This window comes from Rhodococcus ruitaii (assembly GCF_055230935.1).
The window spans coordinates 185,212-199,264 of record NZ_JBUYWC010000012.1 but is presented as its reverse complement, the minus strand read 5'-3'; the positions used below and the strand labels follow the sequence as shown (position 1 = coordinate 199,264).

At 66.4% G+C, this 14,053-nt stretch carries 13 protein-coding genes and 1 riboswitch; of the genes, 8 read left to right on the top strand and 5 right to left on the bottom strand.

The genetic code is table 11. The features are described from left to right. Positions 1 to 434 (top strand): LLM class flavin-dependent oxidoreductase (locus ACZI8W_RS17510; RefSeq protein ID WP_463369767.1); only part of this gene is annotated, 434 nt, incomplete at its 5' end. A gap of 214 nt (positions 435 to 648) precedes the next feature. Here the strand turns inward: ACZI8W_RS17510 and ACZI8W_RS17505 are convergent. Next, the gene (locus tag ACZI8W_RS17505) at positions 649 to 1,227 is read right to left on the bottom strand and encodes a TetR/AcrR family transcriptional regulator (protein ID WP_463369766.1); all 579 of its coding nucleotides are present in this window, start codon (positions 1,225 to 1,227) and stop codon (positions 649 to 651) included. Positions 1,228 to 1,319: 92 nt separating this feature from the next. Here ACZI8W_RS17505 and ACZI8W_RS17500 point away from each other — a divergent pair, with 92 nt between their 5' ends. The 3 genes from ACZI8W_RS17500 (at position 1,320) to ACZI8W_RS17490 (ending at position 5,395) form a co-directional block, all read left to right on the top strand. After that, a complete protein-coding gene (locus ACZI8W_RS17500) occupies positions 1,320 to 1,766 on the top strand; it encodes an anthrone oxygenase family protein (protein WP_463369765.1) in 447 nt (148 codons plus the stop codon). A 339-nt stretch (positions 1,767 to 2,105) separates the two neighbouring features. After that, positions 2,106 to 4,190 carry a phosphate acetyltransferase gene (gene pta / locus ACZI8W_RS17495; protein WP_463369764.1) on the top strand — a complete coding sequence of 695 codons (2,085 nt, stop codon included), beginning with the start codon at positions 2,106 to 2,108 and terminating at the stop codon, positions 4,188 to 4,190. Then, positions 4,187 to 5,395: an acetate kinase gene (locus ACZI8W_RS17490; protein WP_463369763.1), complete on the top strand. Its 1,209-nt coding sequence runs from the start codon at positions 4,187 to 4,189 to the stop codon at positions 5,393 to 5,395. The genes pta and ACZI8W_RS17490 overlap by 4 nt, the downstream gene beginning before the upstream one ends. Before the next feature lie 31 nt (positions 5,396 to 5,426). On the opposite strand, the gene ACZI8W_RS17485 is transcribed toward ACZI8W_RS17490, so the two are convergent. Genes ACZI8W_RS17485 through ACZI8W_RS17475 form a run of 3 tightly spaced genes read right to left on the bottom strand, consistent with a single transcriptional unit; the run spans position 5,427 to position 10,034 of the window. After that, positions 5,427 to 7,703: a serine/threonine-protein kinase gene (locus ACZI8W_RS17485; RefSeq protein ID WP_463369762.1), complete on the bottom strand. Its 2,277-nt coding sequence runs from the start codon at positions 7,701 to 7,703 to the stop codon at positions 5,427 to 5,429. Positions 7,704 to 7,710: 7 nt separating this feature from the next. Then, positions 7,711 to 8,685, bottom strand: coding sequence for a glutamate ABC transporter substrate-binding protein (locus tag ACZI8W_RS17480; RefSeq protein ID WP_463369761.1), 975 nt, complete (start codon positions 8,683 to 8,685; stop codon positions 7,711 to 7,713). Continuing rightward, on the bottom strand, positions 8,682 to 10,034 hold the full coding sequence (locus tag ACZI8W_RS17475; protein WP_463369760.1) for a hypothetical protein: 1,353 nt from the start codon (positions 10,032 to 10,034) through the stop codon (positions 8,682 to 8,684). The genes ACZI8W_RS17480 and ACZI8W_RS17475 overlap by 4 nt, the downstream gene beginning before the upstream one ends. A gap of 179 nt (positions 10,035 to 10,213) precedes the next feature. Here ACZI8W_RS17475 and ACZI8W_RS17470 point away from each other — a divergent pair, with 179 nt between their 5' ends. Next, on the top strand, positions 10,214 to 11,080 hold the full coding sequence (locus ACZI8W_RS17470; protein ID WP_463369759.1) for an NUDIX hydrolase: 867 nt from the start codon (positions 10,214 to 10,216) through the stop codon (positions 11,078 to 11,080). A 4-nt stretch (positions 11,081 to 11,084) separates the two neighbouring features. Here ACZI8W_RS17470 and thiE read toward each other — a convergent pair whose 3' ends face one another. Beyond that, the gene (thiE, locus tag ACZI8W_RS17465; protein WP_463369758.1) at positions 11,085 to 11,786 is read right to left on the bottom strand and encodes a thiamine phosphate synthase; all 702 of its coding nucleotides are present in this window, start codon (positions 11,784 to 11,786) and stop codon (positions 11,085 to 11,087) included. Positions 11,787 to 11,812: 26 nt separating this feature from the next. Further along, a riboswitch (TPP riboswitch) is annotated at positions 11,813 to 11,927 on the top strand. On the opposite strand from thiE, the gene thiO reads away from it, so the two are divergent. The 3 genes from thiO (at position 11,923) to thiG (ending at position 13,989) form a co-directional block, all read left to right on the top strand. After that, a complete protein-coding gene (gene thiO, locus ACZI8W_RS17460) occupies positions 11,923 to 12,987 on the top strand; it encodes a glycine oxidase ThiO (protein ID WP_463369757.1) in 1,065 nt (354 codons plus the stop codon). It overlaps the preceding riboswitch by 5 nt. Further along, positions 12,984 to 13,199: a sulfur carrier protein ThiS gene (gene thiS, locus ACZI8W_RS17455; protein ID WP_463369756.1), complete on the top strand. Its 216-nt coding sequence runs from the start codon at positions 12,984 to 12,986 to the stop codon at positions 13,197 to 13,199. Before thiO ends, thiS begins: the two co-directional genes overlap by 4 nt. After that, on the top strand, positions 13,192 to 13,989 hold the full coding sequence (thiG, locus tag ACZI8W_RS17450) for a thiazole synthase (protein WP_463369755.1): 798 nt from the start codon (positions 13,192 to 13,194) through the stop codon (positions 13,987 to 13,989). The genes thiS and thiG overlap by 8 nt, the downstream gene beginning before the upstream one ends. Positions 13,990 to 14,053 lie beyond the last annotated feature (64 nt).

Sequence of the window (14,053 nt, the reverse complement as noted above, 5' to 3'; positions counted from 1 at the left end):
TCTGTACTTCGGGGAAGGGGATGGAGCTCTATACCGACAAGTTGTTGCCGGCGGTGGCTGAGGGTGCGGTGAAGGCTGGGCGTGAGGTGGCGGGGATCGACAAGATGATCGAGATCAAGATTTCGTACGATACGGATCCGGAGTTGGCGCTCGAGAATACGCGGTTCTGGGCGCCGTTGTCGTTGTCGCCGGAGCAGAAGCACAGTATCGAGGATCCGGTGGAGATGGAGGCGGCGGCGGATGCGTTGCCGATCGAGCAGGTGGCGAAGCGGTGGATTGTGGCGTCGGATCCGGATGCTGCGGTCGAGCAGGTGAGGGCGTATGTGGATGCGGGGTTGAATCATTTGGTGTTTCATGCGCCGGGGCATGATCAGCGGCGGTTTTTGGAGTTGTTCGAGCGGGATCTGGCTCCGCGACTGCGCGCCCTCACCTGAGTTCGGATCATGCGGGCCGCACGGTGCATCCGCGCGGCCCGCAGCAGACAACCCCCGCAGCAGACAATGAGCGACACGGGTGAGGACTCTTCGAAGTATCTCGACTGGCGGCGCAGTAGCCGTAGACGCCATGCTCGGTCGGCCCGAACGCTTGACGATTTCGCGGCGCACCCTGCACTGAACCGGTGGTGTCGGTGATCCACAATTCGTCGCGTCAGAGCACGGCGAGTCGGTCCACCAGTAATTCCACCCTGCGTTCGGTGTCCTCTGGTGGTAGTCGTTGCGCCCGAGTCAGGGTGGCCAGCCCATGCAGGCCCGCCCAGAACACCTCCGTGAACAGCCCCGGGTCGACGTCGTCGCCGGCAACCACGCTGGTGCATTCCAGTAGCGCCGTGAACGCGTCCTTCAGGGGGTCCGGGGTTTCCTCGTTCGCAAAAGCGAGACCTCCCTCGAGCTGGAAGAGTGCCTCGTAGACCGCAGGGTTGCGTGCGGCGAAGTCGAGATACGCGCGAGCGACGGCGACGACCCGCTCGCGCGGACTGCTCGCACCGGCGGCCGCGGCACGTGCGGCCGCGGCGATTTCGCGGGCACCCTCGAGAGCGACGGCTCCGATAATTGCGCGTTTGCCGCGGAAATGGCTGTAGAGGACAGGTTGGCTGTATTCGATGCTTTCGGCCAGCAGGCGGGTGGTGACCGAATCCCAGCCGTGTTGCTCGGCGAGTGCACGCGCGGTCGCCACGATGAGGCGTTCGCGCTCCGCCCGTTCGCGGCGCCTTCGTTCCTGTACCGACATGCACGGAATCATAGCATTGCTAGACAGTCTAGCGGCTGTGGGTCTAGCATTGAATCAGTATCTAGCGCCACTAGTAGCTGGAAGGATTCCTCATGTTCAGCGCACTCCAGGTGTTCACCACCGTGATCGTCGGCGTGATGGTCGGGGTTGAGTTCTCCGTCGCCTTCGTCATCAATCGGATCCTCGACGCCCTCCCGGAGGACAGTGGCCAACTCGGTCGCGCCCACGGAGGCCGCATGCTCGGCGCCGTGATGCCGGTCTGGTACCTCACCTCTGTGGCCCTCATTGCGGTGTGGGTCATCGCCGGATGGCACCACCAGGGCACTGGCCTCGTCGTCACCGCCGGTGCTCTGCTGATCGTCAGCGTGATCATGTCTGTCCTCCTTCTGGTTCCGATCAACAACCGGGGCAAGACGTGGACTCCCGACGGCCGGCCCGACGACTGGAAAGAGCAGATGCGCCGCTGGGACCGCTTCCACTACGCTCGGGTTGCCGTCATCGTCGCGGCCTTTGCCCTACTGGTCGCTGCTCTTGCCTGAGAATGCGCGCTGCCACCCGGAAATCGAGGTCGCGGACGGTACCGCCCGTCGCTCGTGGAGACCATTCATGTTCACCTGTCCGGTGCTCCTCGCGCCCCGTACCCGCTTCTGTTCGGATGGATCCTGAATTACGTTCACACACAGAAGATTCCATTTCCGAGAACGGGTTCTCATCCCATCGTCGCGGAACGTCGGGCGCGTTCTTGCCAGTGAAGAGGCAGTCGTCACTGTCACGCGGTCATCGCGCGCAGTGCGCGTCAACCCAGGGATGTAGTTGAGTTGGTCACGACGTGCAGTGCTTCGATGCCGAGCGCGTGGTCGAGCATCTAGGGTGAGACCATGAGCGCCAACGCAGGGTCTGGGTCGAGTATCTACATCGCGGCTCCCGAGGGCGACACCGGAAAATCGACCGTTGCCCTGGGCGTACTGCAGATGTTGTGCGCGTCCGCGGCGCGTGTCGGCGTGTTCCGGCCGATCGCCCGTTCCGACAGCGACACGGACTACATTCTCGAGCTCCTCCTCGAGTACACGACTGTCGATCTCGAGTACGACGACTGCCTCGGCGTCACCTACGACGATGTCCACGCCGACCCCGAGGCCGCGCTGAGCGATATCGTGAGCAAGTACCATGCCGTCGCCGATCGTTGCGATGCGGTGGTCATCGTCGGTAGTGACTACACCGAGATCGCAAACCCCAGCGAGTTGTCGTACAACGCGCGGATCGCCGCGAACCTTGACGCGCCCGTCCTACTCGTGCTCCGCGGAGCAGGGCGTACTCCCTACGAGATCGCGCAGGTCGCAGCGGTGTGTGCCAACGAACTGTCGGCGCACCACGCTCATCTCGGCGGCACTGTCGTCAATCGCTGCGATCCCGAGCGGCTCGACGAGGTCACCGATGCGCTTGCGGGGCGAACCGAAACCGTGTGGGCGCTGCCCGATACGCCGATCCTGATGGCTCCGACGATGGCGGAGTTGTCGACCGCCATCGACGGCGAGCTCTACAGCGGCGACCCCGACCTGCTTCAGCGTGAGGTGCTGCGCATCATGGTCGGTGGTATGACGGCCGAGCACATTCTCGAGCGTCTCACCGAAGGCGTCGTCGTGATCGTGCCCGCCGACCGCACCGACGTCATTCTCGCACTTGTCAATGCCAATGCGGCAGAAGGGTTCCCGACGCTCGCGGGCATCGTCATGAACGGTGGACTGTTGCCGCACCCGGCCATCGCACAACTCGTCGCGGGTCTCAAACCGAGTCTGCCGATCCTCACTACCCGCCTCGGGACGTTCGACACCGCATCGGCGGCCGACCGCACACGGGGGCGCATGGCGCTCCCGGCGCAGCGCAAGATCGAGACCGCGCTCGCTCTGATGGAACAACATGTGGATGCATCGGAGCTGCTCGAGCGTCTGCGTTTGCCACGCCCTTCGGTGACGACGCCGCAGATGTTCGAATATCAACTCATCGACCGTGCCCGCGATCGACGACGTCACATCGTGCTGCCCGAGGGTGACGACGACCGGATTCTGCGCGCTGCGGGACGGGTCCTGCAGCGCCGCATCGCAGACCTGACCATTCTCGGTGACGAGGCTGTGGTGCGTCAGCGCGCATCCGAACTCGGTATCGACATCTCGGCGGCGGCGATCGACGATCCGCGCACCTCTCCGCACATCGACGTGTTCGCGCAAGAATACGCTCGGCTGCGAGCCCACAAAGGGATGACGGTCGAGCGGGCACGTGAAATCATGGGCGACATATCGTATTTCGCCACGATGATGGTCCACCTGGGGATCGCCGACGGCATGGTCTCCGGTGCCGCGCACACCACCGCGCACACGATCCGGCCGTCCTTCGAGATCATCAAGACCGAACCGGGCGTGTCGACGGTTTCGAGCATCTTCCTGATGTGCTTGTCGGATCGAGTGCTGGCCTACGGGGACTGTGCCGTAGTGCCCGACCCGACCGCCGATCAGCTTGCGGACATCGCGATCTCGTCGGCGATCACCGCCGCGCGTTTCGGCATCGAACCACGCATCGCGATGCTGTCGTACTCGACAGGTGAGTCCGGTTCGGGGGCGGATGTCGACAAGGTGCGTACCGCAACGGCTCTCGTACGGGAACGGCGGCCTGATCTTCCGGTGGAAGGACCGATCCAGTACGACGCCGCGATCGAACCGTCGGTGGCGAGCACGAAGCTCCCCGATTCCGACGTGGCGGGCAAAGCCACCGTGTTCATCTTCCCCGACCTCAACACCGGAAACAACACCTACAAGGCCGTGCAGCGCAGCGCCGGAGCGATTGCCGTCGGCCCCGTGCTTCAGGGACTGAACAAGCCGGTCAACGATTTGTCGCGCGGTGCGCTCATCCAGGACATCGTCAACACCGTGGCCATCACCGCGATTCAAGCTCAGGGGGACGACCAGTGAGTGCTCCGAACCCGGCGACCGCCGGTACCGTGCTCGTACTCAACTCCGGCTCGTCGTCGATCAAGTTCCAGCTGATCGATCCGGACACGGCCGAGGCGCCGGCGCACGGACTGATCGAACGGATCGGTGAACCCGACGGGCGCATCGTCTTCCACCACACCGCGGGTACCGACGAACACCTCGGCGAGATCCCCGACCACCGGTTCGGTCTGCGTAAGGTCCTCGAGATGCTCGAAGGGCTCGGCCGTCCGCTCGAAGAGGTCGGGATCACCGCCGTAGGCCACCGCCTCGTTCACGGCGGCGACCGGTTCTACGAGCCGACGCTCATCGACGACGCGGTGGTGCGTGCTGTCTCCGAGCTGTCCGTGCTCGCCCCCCTGCACAACCCGGCGAACGTCATCGGCATGGAGGTGGCTCGCGAGGAGTTGCCCGGCGTCCCGCACGTGGGAGTGTTCGACACGGCGTTCTTCCACTCGCTGCCCGCCGCCGCGGCAACCTACGCGATCGACCGGGACATCGCACGGGAGAACGGAGTTCGACGCTACGGATTCCACGGAACCTCCCACGAATACGTCTCGAAACGGGCCGCTGCGTTCCTCGGCCGTGATTACGGTGAGCTGAACCAGGTGGTTCTGCACCTCGGGAACGGTGCGTCGGCGTCAGCGATCGCCGGGGGCCGACCCCTCGACACCTCGATGGGTCTGACGCCCCTCGAAGGGCTTGTGATGGGCACGCGCAGCGGCGACATCGACCCCGGGGTCCTGATGCACCTCAACCGCGCCGCGGGCATGAACGTCGACGAGATCGACCGCCTCCTCAACCGCAGCTCCGGGTTGAAAGGTCTCTCTGGAGTCAACGATTTCCGTGCGCTTCTCGGGTTGATCGCCGACGGCGACGCCGATGCGAAACTCGCCTACGACGTGTACGTGCACCGTCTGAAGAAGTACGTCGGAGCATATCTCGCGATCCTCGGCGGTATCGACACCATCGTGTTCACCGGTGGGGTAGGTGAGAACAACGTCGATGTCCGCCGCGACAGCCTCACAGGTCTGGGTCGACTCGGCATCGTCGTGGATCCGGAGCGCAACGCGGCGTCCGGTGGCGGTGAGCGCAGGATCTCCGCGGACGACTCTCGGGTCGAGGTGCTGGTGATCCCCACCAACGAGGAACTCGCAATCGCACGCGCCGCAGCCGATTTCGCGTAGTCAGGTGGTCTGTGCAAGCGGGACGAACACCCTACAAGAGGCTCCGCGGCCGGATGGCGTTGGCGAGGTCGACGAGCGTATAGCGATGCATGCGCACCGGCGCCTGCCGCGCAAGTTGCCGCAACGCAGCTTCGGTGCCTCGTCGTAATCCCCGCTCGGTGAACGGTACGTCCAGGAAACGGTTGTGTTCGTGCCGGGATCTGTGACCGGCGCGGACCCACTCCAGTGCAGTGCTGAGCACGAGCGCCTCCATCTGGAGGGCGCGGCCCTCATCCGGCGGTAGCACGGACACCCGGCGTGCGGCTTCTCGAAGGTCGTATTCGGTGATCGATTCGATATCGCCGTCGCGCAACAGGATAAGCGTGCTCGTCATGTTCGCGGCGTTGTGGTGACGCGACGTGGCCGGTACCTGATCGAGGATCTCCACAGCCGAGGCGAGGTTCTCGCGCGCAGTGAGCTGGCGCGCCACACCGAATGCGGCACTGACGATGTTGTGGTCGGTACGCCACACCGTACGATAGGATTCCTCGCAGAAACGTCGCCACGCCTCCGGGTCGTCGCTCTCCCAATGCTGAAGGATCAGCTCGGATGTGGCGGCCAGGGCAAGTTTCGGTGCCAGCTCGCCCGGCAACGCCTCGAGTACCTTCTCGAATCGCCCGAACGCGACCTCGAATTCCACCATGAGTATTGCTGCGAGTCCCGCGTACCAGTCGATCCGCCAGTCGGAGCCGATGTCACCTGCCAGGCGTTGGAGGATCTCGGAGGCGTGCTCGGCTTCCCCGAGATCGAGGTAAGCGCGTGTCTCGGCGAGGGCGAGTTCGCGGGAGAAGGCCACACCCGTGCTCCCGACGACACGCTCGATGCCGCTCTCACGGGCATGCCGCAGTGAATCGAGGGTCTGCTGCGGCTCACTGTGCACCGCGGCGGCGAGCAGCGCCGCGCTCGGATCGTTCGGATCGATCAGCGGAACGGGAAGCGCTGCAGCCACATCGCGTGCTTCGATCGTGGGGTCTCGCTCGACTCCGTCGATGTACACATCTGTCTGGGTGACGGCCTCGTCGGTCCCGAAGGTGGTACGCGGTGGGCTGAACATGCGCGACAGACCGGGATGTTCGGTGTTGTTGTTCTGCGACAGTATCTCGCGCAGGACCCCGGTCAGCTGGCCCGCAAGTTCGTCGGCCGACTCGAACCGCTGATCCGGATCAGGGTGGGTGGCGCGAAGCAACAGCCGGTGGAACGAGTCGTGCTCGGCGAGAAGAGGCGCGTCGACGACGGAGGGCAGTCCGTCGAGATAGCGTCCTTTGTCGGAGGGCATGTCGAGGGTGAGCACTGCGAGGGTGCGCCCGACCGTGTAGATGTCGCTCGCTACCGTCGGCCCGGTCCGCACGACCTCCGGTGCCTGGTAGCCGGGCGTACCGTACAGGTACCCGTAGTCTTCGATCCCTGCTACGGCCCCGAGATCGATGAGCTTGAGTTGCTCATCTGTGACCATGATGTTCTCGGGTTTCAGGTCGTTGTAGACCAACCCGATCTCGTGCAGGTAGCCGAGCGCGGGCAGTGTCTCGAGGAGGTACCCGATCGCCTGTTCGACGGGCATTCGATTGTCGGGGTACGTACCGAGCACCTCGCGCAGCGAGTTACCGCCGACATACTCCATGACGATGTACCCCATCGGGGTGCCGTCCGGCTGCGGATGTTCGACGAAATTGTAGATTCGGACGATGCTCGGATGACTCACCTCGGCGAGGAACTGCTTCTCTGCGACAGCGACCGCCTGGGCCTCCGCGTCGCCGCTGTGCAGCAGTCCCTTGAGGACCACCCACCGGTCGCTGACATTCCGGTCGATCGCGAGGAAGATCCAGCCGAGCCCGCCGTGCGCGATGCATCCCTGCACTTCGTATTGGCCCGCGACGAGTTCACCGGGCTGCAAGGCAGGCGTGAACTCGAACCGTGACCCGCACTTCGGGCAGTGCCCGGACGTGGGTCCGGGGCCTTTCGGGGTGCTGCGACCCACCGGCGTACCGCACTTCCAGCAGAAGCGTTTCCCCTCGGCAACATGAGGATTGCGCATTACCGCGGACGCAGGGTCCACGGGGGAGGGGACCGGCACATCGACCAGGTCCGCGACCCGTCGGCGCAGGACGGCGCGCGAGCGGGATCGACGGGTCGCCGAGCGCTGCGACGGAGTGCTCGTGTGCTGAGCAGCCGGACCGGAATCGAGTGGCAGCGGTGAACGCTGGGTGTCGGGAACCGAGCGCTCGGTGGCGGGACCCGAGTCCGGTTCTTCGGGCGGTTCGGTGCCGGGCATTGTCACCTCAATCGACGTACGTCGGGGACGGTGGGGCAGGAGCGGGACCGAGCACCGTGAGGTACCGGTTGTACAACGCGGTCCACGTGCCGTCGGCGCGGATCCGTGCGAGGGTGCCGTTGACAGCGCGCACCAGGTCGTCGCTCCCTTGCGTGATGCCGATGCCGTACGGCTCGGACCCCAGCGACGGGCCCACCAACTCGAGATACGGATCCTGAGAGGCGAGCCCGGCCAGAATCGTGTCGTCGGTGGACACGGCATCGACCTGCCGCTGCTGGAGGACGACAAGGCAATCCGCCCACGACGGCACGGTGAGGATCGAGGCCGCGGGTTGCAGCTGCTGCATGCGCGTCAGCGACGTCGTACCGGCCGCAATACAGACACGCCGGCCTGCAAGGTCTGCGGCGCTGCGGATGTCGGAGTCCTTGACGACGAGCACCCGCTGCTCGGCGACGAAATAGACGCTCGAGAAATCCACATGCTCACGCCGCGCGCACGTGATGCTCATCGTCTTCGCGATGATATCTACGGTCGCGTCCTGAAGTGCCTGTTCTCGCTCCGCAGAGTTCAGGATCCGGAAGTCCACGGCTTCGGGGTCGCCGAGGATGTCCCGGGCGATCTCCCGGGCGATTTCGACATCGAATCCGGTGATCCGTCCGGTCGCAGGATCGCGGTAGCTCATCAGGTTGCTGCCGGTATCGAGTCCGACGATCAGCCGGCCACGGGCCCGGATTGTGTCGAGTGCGGGACCGGCTTCGTCGCCCGTGGGCCGCAAACTTGCCGTGGGGTCGTCGCAGGTAGGGGGCGTGGGGAAGCCGGTCGGAGACGGCGCGACCGACGCACTTTCGGGCATCGGCAGTGTGACCGTCGTGATGTCGAGATCCGACTCGTGTGGTGGTGTCTCGGTGGCACAACCGGTCACCGCCAGCACGACTGCGCACACGGCAGCCAACCCGGTGAAGATCGTGTGGCGCGCCGTCAATGGTACTCCCGGAGTCTGGGCAACAACCCGACGATGACGGCGATCAGCGACAGCATCATCAAGGTCAACGCCATGGGTGCGAGACCGGACAGCGTGCGCGACGCCCGGAATTCGTTGTTGCGAAGCTCCTCGCGGGTCTCCTCGATGCCTTCGCTCAGCGCGGCGTCGAGCCGCGCGAACTGCGCGGTGGCTTCGTCCGGTCCGGGGCCGGTGGCGAGCACGGCGGCAGCTGTGTAGTCGCCGCGCTCGAGCGCCGCCACCGTCCGCACGTGCGACCTGATCCACATTTCCCGCGCCGACTCCGCCTGCGACACGGCGTCAGTGCCGATCTCCACGGTGCCGCCGTCGGTGTAGCCGTCGAGCAGATCGCCGAGACGTGTGATCGTCTCGTCGTAGGCGCCGATGTAGGTCCCGCCCGCATCGCGTCGAGCAAGCAGCAGCGTCTCGACCGTGCGCGACTGCTGGGCGAGGATGCGGCTTTCGGTGAGATCGGAGAGCGGCGAAGCTCCCTGCGCGATCGCGCGTTCGGTGGCGCTCGACGACGCGAGGCCGGCGATGAGAAGCCAGCACAGCAAGACTCCGGTCGCGCCGATCGCGAGAATCAGGCCGGGATTGAAGGTGCGCCGGGTCTTGCGGCTCACGAGTACGTGAGCGGAGCACAACGCGGCCACGGTGACGAGAAGCAGTCCGATCGCACCCCACGGAGGGGCCACCGCGGCACGCTGCGTCGCATTCACCGCCAGCACACCCTGTGTATGCAGTTCCTGGGCGACCGGCAGCATCGACGTCTGCATCAGATTCGATGCTTCGGCCAGGTAGGCCGCACCGACCGGATTACCGGTCCGATTATTGGCGCGCGCAGTCTCGATCAGCCCCGTGTATGTGGGGAGCATGCGGGCGATCGCCGCGACGTTCTCGGCACCGAGTTCGTCTTCCGCGGCCAGGCCGGCAGCCGCGACCACGAGCTGCCCGGAAGCCTCCGCGATCGCCTCGAGATAGCGGTCGCGCACCTCGGCCGGTTCGATACCGCCGGAGATGAAGCCGGTGGCGGCAGCCGCGTCGGCGATGGACAACGCGCTGTACAGATTCTGGGCGGCATTCGCGAGTGGCTCGGTGGTGGCGAGGAGGCGGTCGTGGGTCGCCTTCCGGCTGCTTGCGACCTGGGCGGATGCCACACCGGATACGACGAGCAGTACCGCGAGAACCAGCCCCAGCGAGATCAACTTGGCGGGTGTCGAGCGGAACAGTTCCCGCAGGCCGTCGACCCGGTCGCCCGGACCGTCGGAATCCTCGGCGGGCCGTGCCGAGCCGCCGACGGAATTGATCGGAGGGGTCACTCGTACGTTCACGGTGCACCCCTTCCTGGAAAGCTTGGTTGTGGCGAGCATATAAGTTGAATGGGGAGAATCGGCAGGCGTCCACATTGTCGGAGTTCCTCGCCGGAGTTCGCGAGCTCTGGCAACCGACACATGATGGTGGAGGCGTTGTGCCCTCGTGAGCATCCACGAGGGGCGGGAAGGCGGACGCAATGCGCGGTGACGGGGACGGCTGGGCGGTAGGACCCGACGGAGGACGTCGATGGGGCCTGCACGGTGCCGCGGGATTGCTGCTGCGCGCACCCGGAAACGACGGATCGCCCGCGGTACTGCTCCAGCTCCGCGCGGTGTGGAGCCACCAGGGCGGAACGTGGGCGCTGCCCGGGGGTGCGCGCGACAGTCACGAATCCGCCGTGGATGCCGCCGTCCGCGAAGCCCACGAGGAAGCCGGTATCGACAACGCCGCGGTCGCGGTGCGGTCCGAGCGGGTCACCTCCGGTACCCCCGGCTCGTGGACCTACACGACCGTCGTCGCTGATGCTCCTGCACCGCTGGACACCACCATGAACGGTGAGAGCCTCGAATTGCGATGGGTATCGGAGGCCGAGGTCGAATCGATGCCGTTGCACACGGGATTCGCCGATGCGTGGTCGGCGCTGCGTACCCGTCCGGTGCGGATGCTGCTCGACACCGCGAACATCCTCGGGGCCGGCGGACCGACCGGCTGGTGGCGCGACCGGCCCGGTGCGACAGGTGTGCTGCTCGCGGACATCGCGACCGCGCTCCCGCGTACCGTCGAGCTTCCGGATGGAACGTTCGGGTGGGTGTCGCGGGTGGAGGCGGTCCTCGAAGGTCAGGCACGCAGCGCGATCGTCGTCGATGCCCGCACCCACGTGCACACCGCCGACGGCAGCGGCGACGACGAGATCGCGCGGCTCGCGGAGGCTGCGGTGCCCGCTACCACGACCGCACTCGATCCGGCGGTGACGGTGGTGGTGACGGCCGACCGTGGTCTGCGTGATCGGCTGCCGCAGGGTGCTGTCGCGTTGTCCCCGTCGACGGTCCTCGGCTGGCTGTAGAAGGTTACGCGGACAGTGCAGCCTTCAGCGCCGCCGCGGCAGCGCGGGGGTCGTCGGCCTTCGTGATCGCCCGCACCACCGCGACGCGCCGCGCGCCCGCGTCGAGTACCTGCGGGAGGCGGTCGAGATCCACGCCGCCGATCGCGAACCACGGTCGTTGCGGATGCGATGCGTGCACCTCACGGATCACCTCGAGTCCCGCTGCGGTGCGCCCAGGCTTCGTCGGGGTGTCCCACACCGGACCGGACGCGAAGTAGTCCACGCCGTCCTCGCCGTCGGCGAGGACGGCCTGTGCGCGACTGGTCGTGGACCGGCCGATGACGATGTCGTCGCCGAGGATCGCCCGCGCTTGCTTCACCGGCAGGTCGCCCTGCCCGAGGTGCAGGATGTCGGCGCCGGCAGCGAGCGCGATGTCGGCCCGGTCGTTGACCGCCAGCAGTGCACCGTGGCGCGCGCAGGCATCAGCGATCACCTCGAGTGCGGCGAGTTCCTCACGGGCCTCGAGACGGCCAAACTTCTTCTCACCGGCGGAATCCTTGTCGCGCAACTGGACGATGTCGACGCCGCCGACCAGGGCTTCCTCGATGAACCGGGCGAGGTCGCGGGTGTCGCGACGGGCATCGGTGCACAGGTACAACCGCGCGGTCGCGAGGCGTCCACGGGGGTCGGGATGGTTGCCGCGGTAGGTGGTCCGGTAGGTCGTCACGGACAAGACGGTAGCCTCTACCTCGGAAGTGACAACACGGGAGTCCCGAGGTACGCGGGGCTGAGAGGGGGCCTGCCGGCCCCGACCGTTATGACCTGACCCGGATCATGCCGGCGCAGGGAGCGAGGTGGATGTCGTGTCGACGGTAGCCGTAATCGGCGGTGGAGTGATCGGTCTGGCTGTTGCGTGGCGCGCCGCCAGGGCAGGGTGGACGGTCACCGTCCGCGATCCTCATCCGGGCTCCGGTGCCTCGTGGGTTGCCGGAGGAATGCTTGCGCCGCTGTCGGAGGGGTGGCCCGGGGAAGAGCACGTCCTCGGTCTCGGCGCGGCGTCGCTGCGGCGCTGGCCGGAATTCGCGCGCACCCTCGCACACGAGACCGGCGTCGATGTCTTCACGGCGGGCGCGTCGCTCACCGTCGCGCTGGACGCCGCGGACGCCGCAGACTTGCGCACGATCGCGGCGTGGGTGAGTGAACAGGGCCACGAGATGCAGATTCTCACGCGGGCCGAGATCCGCGATCTCGAACCGTCGCTCGGTCCGAGGGTCAGGCTCGGTCTGCTCGCACCCACCGAACTGTCCGTCGACAACAGAAAGCTCGTCGAGGCGCTACACCGCGCTGCTGTCGCCGCGGGCGTGCGGTTCGTCCACGATCCCGTCGGCAACCTCGCCGATGTGCCCGACGACCGTGTCGTCCTGGCGGCCGGGTCTGCCTCGGCGAATTTGTGGCCGGGTCTTCCCGTCCGGCCGGTCAAAGGGGAGATCCTGAGGCTGCGCACGCGCCCCGGAGCAACCCCGCCGCCGCAGCACACCGTGCGCGGCAGCGTGCACGGACGCCCCGCGTACCTGGTACCGCGCGCCGACGGGCTCGTCGTGGGCGCGACCCAGTACGAAGCGGGAGACACCGAGGTCACGGTTGCGGGAGTGCGCGACCTGATCGCCGACGCCGAAATGCTGTTCCCCGCGATCGGCGAGTACGAACTGCACGAGGCGAGCGCGGGTCTGCGCCCGATGAGCCCCGACAATCTGCCGTTGATCGGCCGGTTGTCGGAGCGGGTGATCGCCGCGACCGGGCACGGCCGCAACGGGGTTCTGCTCACGGCGATCACCGTCGATGCGGTACTCGCCGAACTCGCCGACGACCCGCTCCCCGAAGCGACACACGCAGATCCCCGCCGATTCGTGAAAGAGAGTGTGCGATGACAAATCGGATTTCGGTCGGTCTCACCGTCAACGGTGAGGAGAAGTATTTCGCGCAGGCGCCGACCGTCGCCGAACTCCTGGTCGAGATGAGTCTGCCGGAGAAAGGCATCGCCGTGGCAGTCGACGGTGTGCTGTTTCCGCGGGGCCGCTGGGCCGAGAAGCTCGGCAAGGGTGCGCAGATCGAGATCCTCACGGCGGTCCAAGGTGGCTGAGCAGGCAACCGGACCCGAGGGCTCGGGGCACGATCTCTCCCCGCTGATCATCGCGGGGCGCACGTTCTCGTCTCGGTTGATCACGGGCACCGGCGGCGCCGCGAACCTGGCGGTCCTCGAGGAAGCACTCGTCGCATCGGGAACCGAACTGACCACAGTGGCGATGCGCCGGGTCGACGCGACGTCGGGTACGGGTGTGCTGGACCTGCTGCGCAGGCTCGGAATCGCGCCGTTGCCGAACACCGCAGGGTGCCGCGGTGCGAAGGAGGCCGTGCTCACCGCGCAGTTGGGCCGGGAAGCGCTCGAAACGGAGTGGGTCAAGCTCGAGGTCATCGCCGACGAACGCACCCTGTTGCCGGATGCCATCGAATTGGTTTCTGCTGCAGAACAACTCGTTGACGATGGCTTCAACGTCCTGCCGTACACCACTGACGACCCGGTGCTCGCGCGACGCCTCGAGGACGTCGGGTGTGTCGCGGTGATGCCGCTCGGATCGCCGATCGGGACGGGACTGGGTATCGCCAACCCGCACCACATCGAGATGATCGTGGAATCAGCCGGAGTTCCCGTGGTTCTCGACGCCGGTATCGGCACTGCCTCGGATGCCGCGCTCGCGATGGAACTGGGCTGCGATGCGGTGCTCCTTGCCACCGCAGTCACCCGCGCGAAGGACCCGGCACTGATGGCGTCGGCCATGCGGCACGCCGTCGAAGCAGGGTTCCGTGCTCGTCACGCCGGGCGCATCCCCAAGCGCTTCTGGGCCCAGGCATCCTCTCCCGCGGAACCCTGACCACGGACACGCTGGTCACCGGCGTGGTGCTGCGCTTGCGCCGATTTTACGGCAGTCTGTGGAT

Excerpts from the sequence above, each read along its gene's own strand:
- ACZI8W_RS17505 (WP_463369766.1), bottom strand. The coding sequence starts at position 1,227 with ATGTCGGTACAGGAACGAAGGCGCCGCGAACGGGCGGAGCGCGAACGC.
- ACZI8W_RS17500 (WP_463369765.1), top strand. The coding sequence starts at position 1,320 with ATGTTCAGCGCACTCCAGGTGTTCACCACCGTGATCGTCGGCGTGATG.
- pta (WP_463369764.1), top strand. The coding sequence starts at position 2,106 with ATGAGCGCCAACGCAGGGTCTGGGTCGAGTATCTACATCGCGGCTCCC.
- ACZI8W_RS17485 (WP_463369762.1), bottom strand. The coding sequence starts at position 7,703 with ATGCCCGGCACCGAACCGCCCGAAGAACCGGACTCGGGTCCCGCCACC.
- ACZI8W_RS17470 (WP_463369759.1), top strand. The coding sequence starts at position 10,214 with ATGCGCGGTGACGGGGACGGCTGGGCGGTAGGACCCGACGGAGGACGT.
- thiS (WP_463369756.1), top strand. The coding sequence starts at position 12,984 with ATGACAAATCGGATTTCGGTCGGTCTCACCGTCAACGGTGAGGAGAAG.